The 14,529-nt window shown below is 40.3% G+C and carries 14 protein-coding genes; all 14 read right to left on the bottom strand.

The genetic code is table 11. From position 1 onward, the window contains the following. Nucleotides 1-17 precede the first annotated feature (17 nt). The 14 genes from AAA071_RS07480 to AAA071_RS07415 all read right to left on the bottom strand — a co-directional run bounded on the left by AAA071_RS07480 (nt 18) and on the right by AAA071_RS07415 (nt 14,486). Nucleotides 18-1,130, bottom strand: coding sequence for a tetratricopeptide repeat protein (locus AAA071_RS07480; RefSeq protein ID WP_316581129.1), 1,113 nt, complete (start codon nt 1,128-1,130; stop codon nt 18-20). 244 nt (nt 1,131-1,374) lie between these two features. Then, the gene (locus AAA071_RS07475) at nt 1,375-2,070 is read right to left on the bottom strand and encodes an aspartate/glutamate racemase family protein (RefSeq protein ID WP_316581130.1); all 696 of its coding nucleotides are present in this window, start codon (nt 2,068-2,070) and stop codon (nt 1,375-1,377) included. Nucleotides 2,071-2,394: 324 nt separating this feature from the next. Next, on the bottom strand, nt 2,395-3,747 hold the full coding sequence (glmM, locus tag AAA071_RS07470) for a phosphoglucosamine mutase (RefSeq protein WP_008602925.1): 1,353 nt from the start codon (nt 3,745-3,747) through the stop codon (nt 2,395-2,397). Between the two features lie 186 nt (nt 3,748-3,933). Then, nucleotides 3,934-5,532, bottom strand: coding sequence for an NAD(P)/FAD-dependent oxidoreductase (locus AAA071_RS07465; RefSeq protein ID WP_349234102.1), 1,599 nt, complete (start codon nt 5,530-5,532; stop codon nt 3,934-3,936). 215 nt (nt 5,533-5,747) lie between these two features. Then, nucleotides 5,748-6,674, bottom strand: coding sequence for a CdaR family protein (locus tag AAA071_RS07460; RefSeq protein WP_012863867.1), 927 nt, complete (start codon nt 6,672-6,674; stop codon nt 5,748-5,750). Then, entirely contained in the window at nt 6,671-7,483 is an 813-nt protein-coding gene (cdaA, locus tag AAA071_RS07455; protein WP_008602928.1) for a diadenylate cyclase CdaA, read from the bottom strand. Before cdaA ends, AAA071_RS07460 begins: the two co-directional genes overlap by 4 nt. Nucleotides 7,484-7,600: 117 nt before the next feature. Then, on the bottom strand, nt 7,601-7,915 hold the full coding sequence (locus tag AAA071_RS07450) for an XdhC family protein (RefSeq protein WP_004693881.1): 315 nt from the start codon (nt 7,913-7,915) through the stop codon (nt 7,601-7,603). Beyond that, the gene (locus AAA071_RS07445; RefSeq protein WP_008602931.1) at nt 7,905-8,633 is read right to left on the bottom strand and encodes an XdhC family protein; all 729 of its coding nucleotides are present in this window, start codon (nt 8,631-8,633) and stop codon (nt 7,905-7,907) included. Before AAA071_RS07445 ends, AAA071_RS07450 begins: the two co-directional genes overlap by 11 nt. Continuing rightward, nucleotides 8,617-9,429 carry a selenium-dependent molybdenum cofactor biosynthesis protein YqeB gene (gene yqeB, locus AAA071_RS07440; RefSeq protein WP_008602932.1) on the bottom strand — a complete coding sequence of 271 codons (813 nt, stop codon included), beginning with the start codon at nt 9,427-9,429 and terminating at the stop codon, nt 8,617-8,619. Before yqeB ends, AAA071_RS07445 begins: the two co-directional genes overlap by 17 nt. Beyond that, on the bottom strand, nt 9,426-10,148 hold the full coding sequence (locus AAA071_RS07435) for a nucleotidyltransferase family protein (protein ID WP_278456671.1): 723 nt from the start codon (nt 10,146-10,148) through the stop codon (nt 9,426-9,428). Before AAA071_RS07435 ends, yqeB begins: the two co-directional genes overlap by 4 nt. Nucleotides 10,149-10,154: 6 nt before the next feature. Further along, on the bottom strand, nt 10,155-10,913 hold the full coding sequence (gene yqeC / locus AAA071_RS07430; RefSeq protein ID WP_278456672.1) for a selenium cofactor biosynthesis protein YqeC: 759 nt from the start codon (nt 10,911-10,913) through the stop codon (nt 10,155-10,157). A 41-nt stretch (nt 10,914-10,954) separates the two neighbouring features. Then, complete coding sequence (locus AAA071_RS07425; protein ID WP_060919405.1) at nt 10,955-13,252, bottom strand: xanthine dehydrogenase family protein molybdopterin-binding subunit; 2,298 nt, start codon at nt 13,250-13,252, stop codon at nt 10,955-10,957. Continuing rightward, complete coding sequence (locus tag AAA071_RS07420) at nt 13,252-13,704, bottom strand: (2Fe-2S)-binding protein (protein WP_004693892.1); 453 nt, start codon at nt 13,702-13,704, stop codon at nt 13,252-13,254. The genes AAA071_RS07425 and AAA071_RS07420 overlap by 1 nt, the downstream gene beginning before the upstream one ends. Continuing rightward, complete coding sequence (locus tag AAA071_RS07415; protein ID WP_278456673.1) at nt 13,704-14,486, bottom strand: FAD binding domain-containing protein; 783 nt, start codon at nt 14,484-14,486, stop codon at nt 13,704-13,706. The genes AAA071_RS07420 and AAA071_RS07415 overlap by 1 nt, the downstream gene beginning before the upstream one ends. Between the last annotated feature and the right edge of the window lie 43 nt (nt 14,487-14,529).

Genomic DNA, 14,529 nt, shown 5'->3' with positions numbered 1-14,529 from the left:
ACTATGAAGTTAGCGTATTATAAGTTATGAATTAAACAGTCTATTAAATAGCAGCCATATATAGGCCACAGTTTTAATTCAACCATAGGCTTGTAGTTTCCATCTTTAATTTTATGTTCCAATAAATTTAGATTCTCTAAATCATCTTCCCAGCTTTTGATATAGTCCTGCTTTTCTTCTTCGCTATCAAAGTCTTCGTCCATTTTTGCATTTTCAATGCATGCCAATATTTCTGTTCGTTGCTTGTCCACTTCACGACGGAACATATCATGTTGATTCATAATCCAAAGACCAAAGTAATAAGGGCCATCACTTAAATCACAGTGCTCTTTAGCCTTTTCACATTCGTCTAAGAATAGGCTATACTCATCTAATATATAATAGACGTCAATGATATCAAACTCAAAAACTTCATCATTACTTAAATGATATGCTACATCGCCTCCAAGCTTAATTTGCTTCAAACGATCGAGGGCTTGCTTTTTATTACCTAAATACACATCACAATAAGCAATACAAACTAGTAACCTCATCCTATTGGGATAGCTTTTTAATAACTCTTCAAAAATGACCTTTGCTTTCTCGTATTCCTTAAGCTCAAACAAACACACTGCATAGCCAAAGTTCATTTCATAACCATCGGATACTGTTCTTCCCTTTTCAAAGGCACGTAAGCTTTCCTTCAATTCCTCTACAGAACCTTTATCTCTATAAGCTGAAAAATGATATAAAGCCAGCCCTCTGTAAGTTTCTATATATGGAGAATTTAGCTTCACAGCTGCAGATAGATAGTCATATTCTTTTATATTTCCCTCATCGTTATAATAAAAAGCTAAATTAGTATAAACTCTTGCTTTATCGGTATCACTCAGTTCTTCTATATATTTTCTGAGAAACTCTTCTAATAGTTGTATTGAATTTTCTTCATGCCGCAACACCTGTTCAACAGTTGCTAAAGCACATACTATATTTAAATCATGCGGATGCTCATGCAGCAAACCATTCAAGTATGTTTTAAAACACTCTACATATTCCTTTAATACATTATAATCACTAAATATAGATACCTTATAAGTAGTTTCATATTCTATTTTTAGATTTTGCCAATACTCTCTTATAGCAAGTTTCATATTACACCTTTACTATCACCGAACATGTTTTAGACCATATGTTTATAATAACATAATTTATTACTTATATACTGTTGTGCCTATAATAACGCCGCTCATATAAATTCAAACTATACAAAAAGATTTCCTTTAGCCTCTATCTAATTCTAATTGCATAAAAATAACCCTCTATTAAATATTCTAAAAATGAATAAAATATCTAATAGAGAGTTATGTTGCTTGAACAAAATAAAACCTAACTATATTATGCTCTATCAATAGAAATTAAAGCCGCATTTTTTGCATGTATCAATGTAGTATCAAATAAAGGTATATCCGTATCATCTTGTTTAATAAGTAGCCCAATTTCAGTACAGCCTAAGATAACACCTTGTACACCAGATTTTACCAAATCACCAATAATATCTAAGTATTGTTGTTTAGATTCATTAGAAATAACACCTAAACACAATTCATTATATATAATATCATTCACAAGTTCGACTTGATCTTCGTTAGGTATAACAACATGAATCCCCCGATTTTCCAAGATACATTTATAAAAATCTTGTTGCATCGTGTACTTGGTACCGAGCAGACCTACCTTTGTAATACCTGATTTTTCCAACTCTACTGCAGTCATTTCCGCAATATGAAGAAGTGGAATATGAATATGTCTTTTTATTTCATCCGCTACTTTATGCATTGTATTCGTGCATATAACAATATAATCAGCACCAGCCTTTTCTAAAGATTGAGCAGCATCGGATAAAATTTCAGCACTTCTGATCCAATCTCCATTTACTTGACACTTTTCTATCTCTTCAAAATCGACACTATATAAAATACATTTTGCTGAATGTAAGCCGCCCAAAACTTGCTTAATAGTTTCATTCAAGACTTGATAATACGTAATCGTACTTTCCCAGCTCATTCCCCCAATTAAACCTATTGTTTTCATAATTTCACCCTCTAAGCTTAGAATAAACCAAAATAAAAAGATTATTCATTATGATTATTCAATTTTAAATATCACTCATCTCTAAACCTCCTATATATGTTCCTGCAGCGACTTTACGTAGGACGGAGCAAAGGGACATATATAGGAGGGGATACCTTTAATGTCAAATTGTAGAATGGATTCACAATTATTAAAATCCATAGGATTAATCTCAGTAAAGATGGTTCCTCGCTGTGGATTTTGCTTCGCAAAATCTTACGCTCGGAACAAAGTGATATGTGGGCTTCATCGTCGCAAGCTCCTCTGCCGCCTCACACCCTACTTTTATTCAGCCAACCCTTGTTCTCTACCGATAATATCAGCAATTTCTTGGCACAGGGATTGTAGTTCTTCTTGGTTAGGCCCTTCAGCCATGACACGAATGAGTGGTTCTGTCCCGGATGCACGTACTAAGACGCGACCTTCGTCACCAAGTTCTCCTTCAGCTGTTACGATAGCAGCTTTGATGAGGTCATTGTCTTCCCAGCCAGTTTTTGTAGCTACACGAACATTTACAAGAACTTGTGGGTATTTTGTCATAATGCCGGCCAATTCAGAAAGAGGTTGCTTTTTCTCCTTCATAAGAGCCGCCACTTGAACAGCTGTTAACATGCCGTCACCAGTGGTATTGTGATCTAAAAAGATTACGTGACCAGATTGTTCACCACCAACGGAAAGATTATGTTCACGCATGTATTCTAATACATATCGATCACCAACAGCAGTGGAAACTGTTTTCATACCAAGTTCTTCTGCTGCTTTATGGAATCCAATATTACTCATAACGGTACCAACTATGGTATCCCCTTTAAGTTTGCCTTCTTCTTTCAACTTAAGGGCGCATAGCAACATGATTTGATCACCATCGAGGACTTGACCTTTTTCATCAACCAATAAACAGCGGTCAGCATCGCCATCATTAGCAATACCAAGGTCTGCATTATGTTGTTGTACGGCTACTTGTAAGCCTTCAATATGTGTGGAACCACAATGATGATTGATATTCAAACCATCTGGATTCACATTAATATTAATGACTTTAGCACCTAGTCCAGACAAAATTTCCGGACCTACACTGGAAGCTGCACCATTGGCACCATCATAAACGATAGTCAACCCTTCAAGGGACGTATCGATTGTGTGACGTACAAAATGAGCATATAAATGAGCCAAGTTACTATTGAACTCAATTTTACCAATACCATCACCTGTAGGACGTGCCAATTCATTATCTGCACTTTGACGAACATATTTTTCCAATTCATCTTCCACTTCATCAGGTAATTTATAGCCATTACCATCAAAGAATTTAATGCCATTATCTGGATATGGGTTGTGGGATGCAGAAATAACAGCACCCGCATCAAAACCTTGTTGCCGTACAAGATACGCTACTGCAGGTGTTGGGATAACACCTGCAATTACTACATTGCCACCAACAGAGCAAATGCCCGCCGCTAATGCACTTTCAAGCATAGAACCAGAAATTCGCGTATCGCGACCAATCAAGAACGTAGGGTGATCCTTTTTCTTACCAAAATGCGTTCCTGCCGCACGACCTAAATGATAGGCTAATTCCGGCGTTAAAAACTCATTAACAACACCACGTACACCATCTGTACCAAATAAACGAGCCATAATTATCCTCCTCTAAGGATTTGTGAAAGTTTCACAAGTCTATATATCTACCGTGTGTATCTTTTCAATAATTACTGTTGTGTATTATATCATAATATAGAAAGCATACCTACTATAAAGTCACATCTATATTACATAAATAGTATGAATCTATACTGTAATTCAATCCATCAGTATAATTTCCCACTAATTAGGTTTTGCGTATTTTGCCATACATAAAATGGCCGTTTCCGCACCATCAAGGGCAGCACTCATAATTCCCCCTGCATAGCCAGCCCCCTCACCCATAGGATAGAAACCTCCTACAGTAGGAGAAATGCGTTCTTCATTGCGTCCCATACGAAGCGGTGCAGAGGTGCGCATTTCAACGCCTGTCATACACACCGCAGGATTATCGAATCCACGGATACGACGACCCCAGTATGGCAAGGCCCGCTCTAATACGGATGTGACGAACGGTGGCAAGCAATCATGTAAATCGCAATTCACGACACCTGGCTCGTAGCTATATATACTATTTTGTACACTAGGTGCTTGTGAAAGCCCTAAAAACTGCCCTACTGTTTGTGCAGGTGCATGGAAATTAGATCCGCCCAACTCATAGGCCTTTTGTTCCCATTCTCGTTGGAATGCAACGCCATCTAATGGATGAGTACCAAAGTCATCTGGACCTACGTTAACCACGATAGCACTATTAGCAACACCGCTGTTCCGAGCGTATAAGCTCATGCCATTTACGACAACGCCACCTTCTTCAGAGGCAGATGCTACTACTTGACCTCCTGGGCACATACAGAAGCTATATGCAGTACGGCCTGATTCTTTATCGTGGTATACGAGAGAATATTCTGCTGCACCGAGGCCCAAACTAGATGGTTCTACACCATATTGGGACTCATCAATTACAGCCTGATCATGCTCAATACGAACACCAATAGCAAATGGTTTTGCCGTCATTTCCACATTGCGTTTATAAAGCATTTCATATGTGTCACGTGCACTATGGCCTACACCAGACAAAACAACAGTCGTATCAATACGCTCACTACCATTAACTTCAACGCCTACGATACGGTCATTTTCAATAAATAAATCTGTTACCTTAGAACCAAAGCGGACTTCACCGCCCCATTCGATGATGCGCTCACGCATGGCTTTTACCATGGTACGCAATTTATCAGTACCTACGTGAGGTTTATGTTTATATAAGATTTCTTCAGGCGCACCAAACTCTACAAAGTATTTAGATATTTCATGTAAACGCGGATGGGTAATGCGAGTTGTCAACTTACCATCGGAAAAAGTTCCTGCGCCGCCTTCCCCAAATTGTACGTTGGACTCAGGCTTAAATATGCCCTTTTTCCAAAATGTCTCTACATCATGACTACGTGTATCTACATCTTGACCGCGTTCAAGCACGATTGGGCGATAGCCTTCACGAGCTAAGTAAAAGGCTGCAAGCATCCCCGCAGGGCCAAAGCCCATAACTACAGGACGATGAGCTAATGGTACGGACCCAAAAACAATAGGTTCTGGATCTTCTGCAGCAAATACAGATATATCCTTTTCTTTACCAAGCTTTTTCATGACTTGAGCTTCATTATGAACCTCAATGAATAGGGTATATACAAAAACAATGTTTGGCTTCTTACGGGCATCTACGGCACGTCGAACAACATGAATCGTTTCGATAGCGCCACGTAACGGGGGATATTTCTTTTCTACAATACTTTTGATATCCGACTTAACCGTAACAGCCACGCGGAGATTTATTATTCTAATCATAGCTTTCCTATTAAAGCCTCCCTTTTAGGTGAGCCTACTTCTTTAATCTTTGACCAAAATTCTTTACCACTTGATCTGTAAGAAAATAGTCATACATCTTTATTATACAACACTACTATAAAAGCTAATATATAAATCATAAAAAGGCCCTAATAGAGAAATATTCACTCTATTAGGGTCTTTGTCGCAAGATTTCAAAGCCTCATAAAAACTTATCATCCATTAAGTACTTTCTTTTGTATTTCTACTTTCACCCGTACCGTTGTGGTATTGCTATTAACACCATTCGGTAATACTAAATTATAGTTACCCTGTACAGTTTCAGTAGCACCCGACACATCAATAGGTTCTGTTTGTATTTCTGTAACGGAATCAATCATTTCTTCACGACCAGTAACCGTTAGTTGCGTTGGTGTAGCAGACGTGGATTTAACTTCATAACCCTCTGCTACTGTACCAACAGTCGGAACAGTAATAGGAACCGCCTTTTCTTTACGTAATAAGTTAAGTTCATATTGTGCTTGACCTTGGTTTGGATTAATATGTACATCTAGTACATTACCTGCCGTATCCCAAGCTTCTAAGGTACTAACAGCGCTAAAGTTCTTCGTTTGACCAGCCACATTGACTTTCATGACAACCTTGCTCACTGCATTAACTTGTTGCTTACGACCAGAAACAGTTACCTCTTTCGGCACAATCGTTACCGATTTCAAAGCAATATCATCAGAGAACTTGCCGATTGGAACTATTTCAACAGGAATCGTTTTCTCTGCATATTCATCAACATTGATAGTGATGGTATCTGGTTTAACCTCCACAAGATTCATCCCTGCCGGAGGCGTAAAATTAATAGTTACATTATTTTGACCTGGTTTTACACCAGATGCATCAATATAAGCCCGTAAATTATCTGATTTCATAGACATAATGGTATCACGTGGACCAGCCAGAACAACACGGACCACATCTGGTGCATCTTCTATGATATAGCCAGAATTAAGATTTTGAACCTGTACAGGTATTGTATAGGTTACTTCCATCACAGGGTTCTGATCGCGCATGATAAAGAACCACATAACGATAGCTGCTAACAAGGATAATAATTTAGCAGGCCAATTGCGTTTCAAATGAATCATCATTTATTTGCCCTCCATTTCCACATACTAGTAATGGTTTGACGAGGGCGTTCCATAAAGGTGCGCAATGCCTCTTTAATTTGATCCTCTGGTAAATGGCGATAAATATGACCCCCATATGTATAAGAGATGGTCCCTGTTTCCTCACTGACAACGACTACCACAGCGTCTGTTTGCTCAGATAAGCCAATAGCTGCACGGTGACGTGTACCTAGTTCGGTACTCAATGTGCGGTCCTCAGTCAACGGCAACAAGCAGCCCGCTGCACGGATTCGCCCATCACGAATAATCAAGGCCCCATCATGAAGCGGTGTACTAGGAACAAAGATATTTTTAATCAACTCGCGACTCAATACAGCATCGATAAGAATACCAGTATCTACAAAGTCATTGAGACCTACTTCACGTTCAAAAACGATAAGTGCCCCCGTATGTTCGCGAGACATAACGCGAGCCGCAGCCATCACTTCATTAATGGCCATATCCATTTCTTCTTCGTTTACATTTTGTGCCTTGCTGAAAATTCGGCCACGCCCCAATTGTTCTAGAGCACGACGCAATTCAGGTTGGAATACAACGGGTAACGCAAAGAGAAGAACAGTCATACTTTGTTGCAAAATCCAGTTGATAACGTATAGATTTAACAGATGACTCAATAAATTAAAAATTGCCAATATAACGAGACCTTTTAAAAGAGAAACGGCCCGTGTATCTTTAAGCAATTTATATAAATAGTAAATACCAATAGCAACGATTATGATATCAACAATATCAAGAAGCCTAAAGGTATGTATAAGTGCGTCAATATGCATAAAAATAGCTCCTTATACAAAATAATAAGGTACAATCAATTCTTTGACTGTACCTTATATTTTAACTCATTTTGAGAGTACTGTAAATTTATAAACAAACGCTGAATGAGATTTTTATTAGATGTTTTGTGTTTCAATCCAAACATCCATTTGGCCCCCACAAACCATGCCTTCTTTAACAGCTACGTCATCATCGAGATGAACATCGATACGACGGTGAGCTTCTTTTTTATTCAAAGAGTCCACCGCACTTAGGCGGATTTCATTTTCCGCACGTCCGCCGCCGATAGTACCAAAAATAGATCCATCAGGAAATACAACCATAGATGTACCAGCTTTACGAGGTGTGGATCCACAAGTATATAAAATAGTGGCTACTGCTAAGGTTTCGTTTTTACGTTCACTAAGGTATTCAATAAACTCACGATTCATGGATCACTCTACCTTTCCGCAATGAGCCGCCTTTTTTTCCACGCACCACTGCCAAATATTCACTAACGATAGATAATGCAATTTCCTCAGGCGTTTGAGCTCCTAAATCTAGACCAATAGGCGCATATACCATATCTAACTCATCTTGAGTCCATCCCTGCTCACGCAACACTTCAAAAGCGTGATGGATGCGTTTTTGGCTGCCCATAACGCCCATATAGGTAGGCAAGTACCCTCGTAATTGCTCTAAGCATATATTATCGTACTCATGAGCACGTGTCACAATGATAAAACCAGTATATTCATCAAGAGGTAAATCGTTCTTGAAGTTTTCTAAAGGTAAGCATTTACGTATGACACGTTCATCAAAGAATTCAGGAACTACATATTCTGGACGGTCATCTACGACTGTAACACGACATCCAATAAACAGCAGCAAATCTGTAATCGCTCGGCTAACATGACCTGCGCCTAATACGAGAACTGACGGATCATTTTCTACAGGTTGTACGAAACACTCCATTTCGCCTACCATGCATAGAGAATTTAGCTTTGCTTTATCTACAGTAAACCCTTCAATAGGAGTTCCGTATAGAACCCTTCCATCTTCAGCATAAATAGTCTTATCCCCTTGACGAGGACCGGATAGAACAGTAACCATCACAGTAGTTTCAGTAACCTGTAGACGATCTTTCATCACATCATAAATTGTTTCCATCTAGATTCCTTTCATAATCCCAAGCGGTAACAGCCTCTAATACACCTCCACCGACAGCAAGGGATTTATCTGAAATACTATAGCAATGAGACTCTTCACAACGAGCATCCACATCAGCCAACTTAAAATGATCTGATACGATGAGCCCACTTTTTAAAATGCCTCGTAGAATACCTGTAATTTTCGCTCTTACTGGTTCTTCATCAACATAACCAATTACTTCATTAGCTTGTACAGAATCCCCAATATGACGTTTTGCTGTAAATAGTCCAGCCTTTGGAGAATGAATAACGCGCTCATGAGTGTAGCCACCTACATTTCCAGGGATACCTGTATTAGGTTGAGCTGGTCCATCATAGATACAGCGACCTAATGAATGACCACGCATCGTTTCAATGACTACATCTACATCTTCTCCAGCAATAAATCCAGGGCCCACACCGATAACGAGATCTGCATCATCCCGTTTTGTACCAAGATTCTTTTTACTCAAAATAGCATCGACTACAATCTCTGGTTTTAAAGTGTCCAATAATTCCTCATATGAGCTAGTAACAACGGGGATGATTTCCTGTGCCAATGTATCCTTCACTTCACTAAGAGACACATGACGAGCAACAAAACGTTCCAAAATCATCTCTCCACGATGAACCGCATTACCGTAACATACTTCGCGGCGAATCATGGTAGGAATCGCTATTTCACTAATTACAACGGGATAGCCCGCCCGTCTCAATCTATATACAGCGCCGGAAGCAATGTCTCCGCCTCCACGCATGAGTACCAATGGTTTCATAATGCCTCACTTTCACGATGTTTCAAACGCTCAAAATCATCGGGTGTATCGATATCGTCGCCAATATCATCACTAATCCATAATTTCACGACATGGGCTTTACCATCACCATGAATAATGGTCTTACCCCCTTGATCCCCTTGAATCTGTTGTAAATAATCAAACCAATGAGAACCAAAGAGAACGGGATTTCCCGAGTGATAATTTGCCCCATAATGTGGAACGACGATAGTTTTCGGATGAAAGTTTTCGTTAAACGCACGAATGACCTCGTGTACAACAGCACTCGTCAGAAGTGGTTGATCTCCTACTGAACAGAGAATACCGTCTAGCGGTATGGATGACGTATTCATCAAATGACGTACTCCCATCGCTATGGATACGCCTTGCCCTAGTTCAGGATGGTCATTTCGAATGGCTTCAAAACCATAGTTTGTGACAATTGGTTCTAATTTCTCATGATCATCACCAGTAACCGCCACAAAAGGTAGCCTACACGATACAGTAGAAGCCACCTGTCCACCCCATCCACCTTGAAGAGCCCCACAGACCGCATCTAGAACAGTCTTACCACGCCAGGGCAAGAGTTGCTTATTACATCCCATACGCTTGGATTGTCCTCCCACAAGGAGGACAATGCCAATATGCAAAGGATGACGGTCTATGGGGTCTCTCATGGGACTAAAAGCGGTGTTACAATTTGCCTTCATAATAGTCATGAGTACCTACCGACATTGAATAATGCGACGGATTTCACAACTTGCTTTATATCCATCAGCCAAAATGATAGCCGTAATATCACTATCAACAATATGATCAATAAAATCATCGATAATGCGATGTTGTACTGTTTCATAACCAGTACAGAATAGTATTTTCTTACCTTTACTGTATTGGAATAAACCTTGCCTATGCAAAACAAGATCAGCCAACATACGAGGAGTTACAATAGCCCCCATATCGCGTTTTACAATATCTTGAACAAGCTCGATATTATGTACGTGCTCATCATCTAACGGGGCCCCTAGCATTTGTAGATTCACGAGGCCAATCGTAGTCTTTGTAAGAGATGGAATGACAGGTTCGGTCGTCTTAGGTGCCTTGAGCCATTTTTCCTTCGCCCCATCTGCTTCTACAACAATTTGCCAATTGGGATGTAACTTGGATAAACCATCGATAAGATCACAATCTAAGGAGTCTACTTTTGTTCCTGTAATTCCAGCGAACCACGCACCACAATAGCCATGTAAAAGTCGGTCAGTACAATACTCATCAGCTTCATTAATATTATGAGTATAAATCGGTTCATAATGAGCCACCTGAGACTCATAAAGTCGAGTCGTAGTCGTAACTACGATGGGCTGACCTTTCAGCCGTCCATATTCTACTAGTTTTGAAAGCACAGTCGTTTTACCGCCTGCCCCAACAAGGGCAACGATTCCCGGCTGAATCAATCGATTCCAATAGGATGTTTGTGATGTCATAGAACCAGGCCTCCTTAGAAAGTAAAAAGAACTAGAAATCTCTATACTTTATATTTCTCGTCCATAGCCATAAATACCTTTTCAGGTGTCATAGGTAATGTACGAATATCCGCACCAACTGCATTTTTAATGGCATGTTGAATAGCAGGGCACCCCGTATTGATGACAACCTCACCAATAGATTTTGCTCCGAAACCACCTGTAGGCTCGTAAGATTCTACAAAGTCTGTATGTAATTCACCAATATCCTGACGGGTTGGGATTTTATAAGTCATAAGATTGTTTGTTTCCAAGCGACCATTGTTGGAATAGCGTACATCTTCATATAAAGCCATGCCGATAGCTTGTACCACACCACCCTCAACTTGAACGCGAGCCAATTTAGGGTTGATAACCGTACCACAATCAACACAAGAATAGAAATGAAGAGGAATAACCTTACCTGTTTGTTTATCTACCTTCACCTCAGCAATAGATGCCATAAATGGAGGTGGGGACGTATGACTGCCCCATGTAGCAAAACCAGACAATTGCTCCGCATTAACACCAACTAATAATTTTGGTGCCAATTGATGGATATCCATTGTTTTAGCACCATCTTTTGTGGTAGCTACAACGCCGTCAAAGTCAACGTTTTCAACGTCAGTTTCAAAGAATTGAGCGAATTTAGCAATAATCTTAGTGCGCAATTCTTCTGCTGCCATCTTAGCAGCAGTACCTGTTACATAGGTTGTACTAGATGCGTAGGACCCTGGATCGAATGGTACGATATCTGTATCTGATTCAATAACAGTCATATATTCCATAGGACAGCCGATTACTTCACAGGCCATTTGAGTCAATACGGTATTAGACCCCATGCCCATATCAGAAGACCCAGTATACAATGTATAATTACCATCGTCACCAAGGCGAATTTCAACAGACGCCACATCGATATTTGCGACACCAGAGCCTTGTAATGCTAAAGCCATGCCAAGTCCACCGCGATAGCGCTCATCGATATCCCAAGAATGAGGGCGTTCATCCCAACGAGCCATTTCTTTTACGCGATTTACGGTATCTTGGAAAAGACCAGAATCAAGATATTCATCTGGAGCATATACTAAGCTTTGTTCACCTTCCGCTATTAAGTTCTTCTGACGTAACTCAGCTGGATCAATCCCCATCTTATCAGCTAACTGGTTTACTGCACATTCTAATGGCCACAATGCTTCTGTTGCACCATACCCACGGAAAGCACCACCAGGAGTTTGGTTAGTATACACACCCTCTGTACCATAATGAACAGCAGTCGCTTTGTTGTACAAAGGTACAGATTTATGTTCGCCAGCCGTTGTAGTAGTGAAGCAATGAGTTGCATGTGCACCAGCGGCTGTGATGGAGTCCATATCAATAACTTTAATAATGCCATCTTTTGTAGCACCTACACGGATTTTCCATTCACGAGCATGACGTGTAGTAGAGCAAGTTTGTGCTTCTGTACGATCGTATAAGAGATAACAAGGTTTTTTCAATGTCCACGCTACAAAGGCCGTCATAATTTCTGTACAAGCCGTTTGTTTAGAGCCGAAACCGCCGCCGATACGAGGTTTAATAACACGGACTTTTGTGGCCGGAATACCGAGTGCACGAGCGATGTGACGGCGTACATGGAATACGATTTGTGTAGAGGATACAATAACTACACGACCTAGCGCATCTATATATCCAAAGCTTTGGAATGGTTCCATCGCTGTTTGGCGTGTGGCCTGGTCAAAGTATGTACCTTCTGCCACGTAATCACATTTAGCAAGTTCTGCCTCCACATCTCCTACCCGTTTGTGATAGGATACGCAAATATTGCGTTTGTAATCTTGTCCTACAGGGATATTATTGTGAATATCATCTTCAGGATGTACTATAGTTTCATGGTCGATAGCAGTATGCATATCAAGTACAGGTTTCTGTACTTCGTATTCAACCTTGATAAGCGGCATTGCTTTAAGCGCTGTAGCCTCATCTTTTGCTACGATAAGAGCTACTTCGTCTCCAACATAGCGAACTACAGGGTCCAAGATGAGCGCATCATAAGCGGATGGCTCTGGATATGTTTGACCTGCTAATGTGAATCGCGTATTAGGCACATCTTCATAAGTAAAAATAGCTTCTACGCCAGGGATCAATTTGGCTTTAGATGTATCAATAGATTTGATGCGCGCCTGAGCATGAGGGCTACGAAGAGCCTTAATAACGAGCGCATCTTTGGGAACAAAATCGCCAGTATAAGACGGTTTACCAGACAAAATACCTTTGGAGTCAACTTTGTCATAGGATTTTCCAATATGCTTATTCATCATTATAGGCCTCCTTCTAAGAATTTACGAACTCCTCGAAGTTGTGATTCATAACCAGTACAGCGACATAAGTTACCTATGAGGTATTCGCGAATCTCATCATCGCTAGCCTTTGGATTTTTGCGTTTCAAATTAATAGCACTCATCATCATGCCAGTTGTACAAAAGCCACACTGATCTGCGCCTTCACTTGCGATACAAGCCGCTAATAATTCAGCTTCCTCTTGTAAGCCTTCTAATGTAGTAATTTTATGTCCTGGCGCACGAAATGTAGGGTATGCACAGGACAAAATAATTTCGTCATCCACCCATACAGTGCAAAGGCCACAGTTTGTAGTATCACAGCCACAGCGGACACTGTAATAGCCAAGATTACGCAATGTGTCTAGCAACATCTCATCAGTTGGCACATTAACAGTTACATTTTTGTTATTAATATTAAGTACGAGTTCCATTATTGTGCCACCTCCTTAGCTAAGCGTTGAACCATTGCTTTTACCATTTCCATGCGATATTCTTTAGACGCATGAGAGTTAGATTGATACACCAGTTCTTCAGATGCCAATTGACCTGCCTCTTTTACGGCAGATAATCCTTTTTCTGAAAGCAAGGCACTTGCTTTAACAGCTAATTGAGGTACACCAGGTCTTGTACCGATATACAATTCAACCCCTTTTTCATCATGACGAAGAGCACCTGTCAATAACGGGAAATCACCACGAGAAATGCGAAGGGCTTCAACAGCTACAGCTACATCTACTTTAGGGATGCGAATTTCCACGAGAATATCACGTTCTCTATAAGTCATATAATCTTGCATGGACATACGACCGCCTTTGAAGGTAACGATGTCTGCATGCACTGCCAATAGCGCAGGGATGATATCAGAGAAGCCAAACTTACTTGCTACAGAACCGCCCATGGTAGCAGTATTCCTAAATTGAACGCCAAGAATCTCCTTAACGCCTTTAACTACGGCACCGCCGCAGAATTGTTGTAAAGGCTCAAAGCGTTCCACATCTCCTTGTGTCGCCATAGCGCCAATAACAAACGCCTTATCTTCTTCACGAACATAACGCAAATCAAGACTCGCCATATCAATCACTGATGGCCAAGTTCGTCGTCCTAGACGCAGCCAACAGCCGCCTGCTAGCATAGGAGCAGTTTTGTTCTTTGTGGCTAATTCATAAGCCTCTTCCACCGTCTTCGGTTGTAATACTTTCATAAATGCTAACATAATCTGTCCTCTCAATGGTATACTAATACTAACAGAATTACGG

This window comes from Veillonella parvula, from assembly GCF_040097785.1.
GTDB classification, from domain to species: Bacteria; Bacillota; Negativicutes; order Veillonellales; family Veillonellaceae; genus Veillonella; species Veillonella parvula_D.
Note: the sequence above shows the minus strand (reverse complement) of the source record. Positions and strands in the feature narration are given on the sequence as shown.

Bases quoted from the DNA above. Each gene is read 5' to 3' on its own strand.
- AAA071_RS07480 (WP_316581129.1), bottom strand. From the start codon at position 1,130: ATGAAACTTGCTATAAGAGAGTATTGGCAAAATCTAAAAATAGAATAT.
- AAA071_RS07475 (WP_316581130.1), bottom strand. From the start codon at position 2,070: ATGAAAACAATAGGTTTAATTGGGGGAATGAGCTGGGAAAGTACGATT.
- glmM (WP_008602925.1), bottom strand. From the start codon at position 3,747: ATGGCTCGTTTATTTGGTACAGATGGTGTACGTGGTGTTGTTAATGAG.
- AAA071_RS07465 (WP_349234102.1), bottom strand. From the start codon at position 5,532: ATGATTAGAATAATAAATCTCCGCGTGGCTGTTACGGTTAAGTCGGAT.
- AAA071_RS07460 (WP_012863867.1), bottom strand. From the start codon at position 6,674: ATGATGATTCATTTGAAACGCAATTGGCCTGCTAAATTATTATCCTTG.
- cdaA (WP_008602928.1), bottom strand. From the start codon at position 7,483: ATGCATATTGACGCACTTATACATACCTTTAGGCTTCTTGATATTGTT.
- AAA071_RS07450 (WP_004693881.1), bottom strand. From the start codon at position 7,915: ATGAATCGTGAGTTTATTGAATACCTTAGTGAACGTAAAAACGAAACC.
- AAA071_RS07445 (WP_008602931.1), bottom strand. From the start codon at position 8,633: ATGGAAACAATTTATGATGTGATGAAAGATCGTCTACAGGTTACTGAA.
- yqeB (WP_008602932.1), bottom strand. From the start codon at position 9,429: ATGAAACCATTGGTACTCATGCGTGGAGGCGGAGACATTGCTTCCGGC.
- AAA071_RS07435 (WP_278456671.1), bottom strand. From the start codon at position 10,148: ATGACTATTATGAAGGCAAATTGTAACACCGCTTTTAGTCCCATGAGA.
- yqeC (WP_278456672.1), bottom strand. From the start codon at position 10,913: ATGACATCACAAACATCCTATTGGAATCGATTGATTCAGCCGGGAATC.
- AAA071_RS07425 (WP_060919405.1), bottom strand. From the start codon at position 13,252: ATGATGAATAAGCATATTGGAAAATCCTATGACAAAGTTGACTCCAAA.
- AAA071_RS07420 (WP_004693892.1), bottom strand. From the start codon at position 13,704: ATGGAACTCGTACTTAATATTAATAACAAAAATGTAACTGTTAATGTG.
- AAA071_RS07415 (WP_278456673.1), bottom strand. From the start codon at position 14,486: ATGTTAGCATTTATGAAAGTATTACAACCGAAGACGGTGGAAGAGGCT.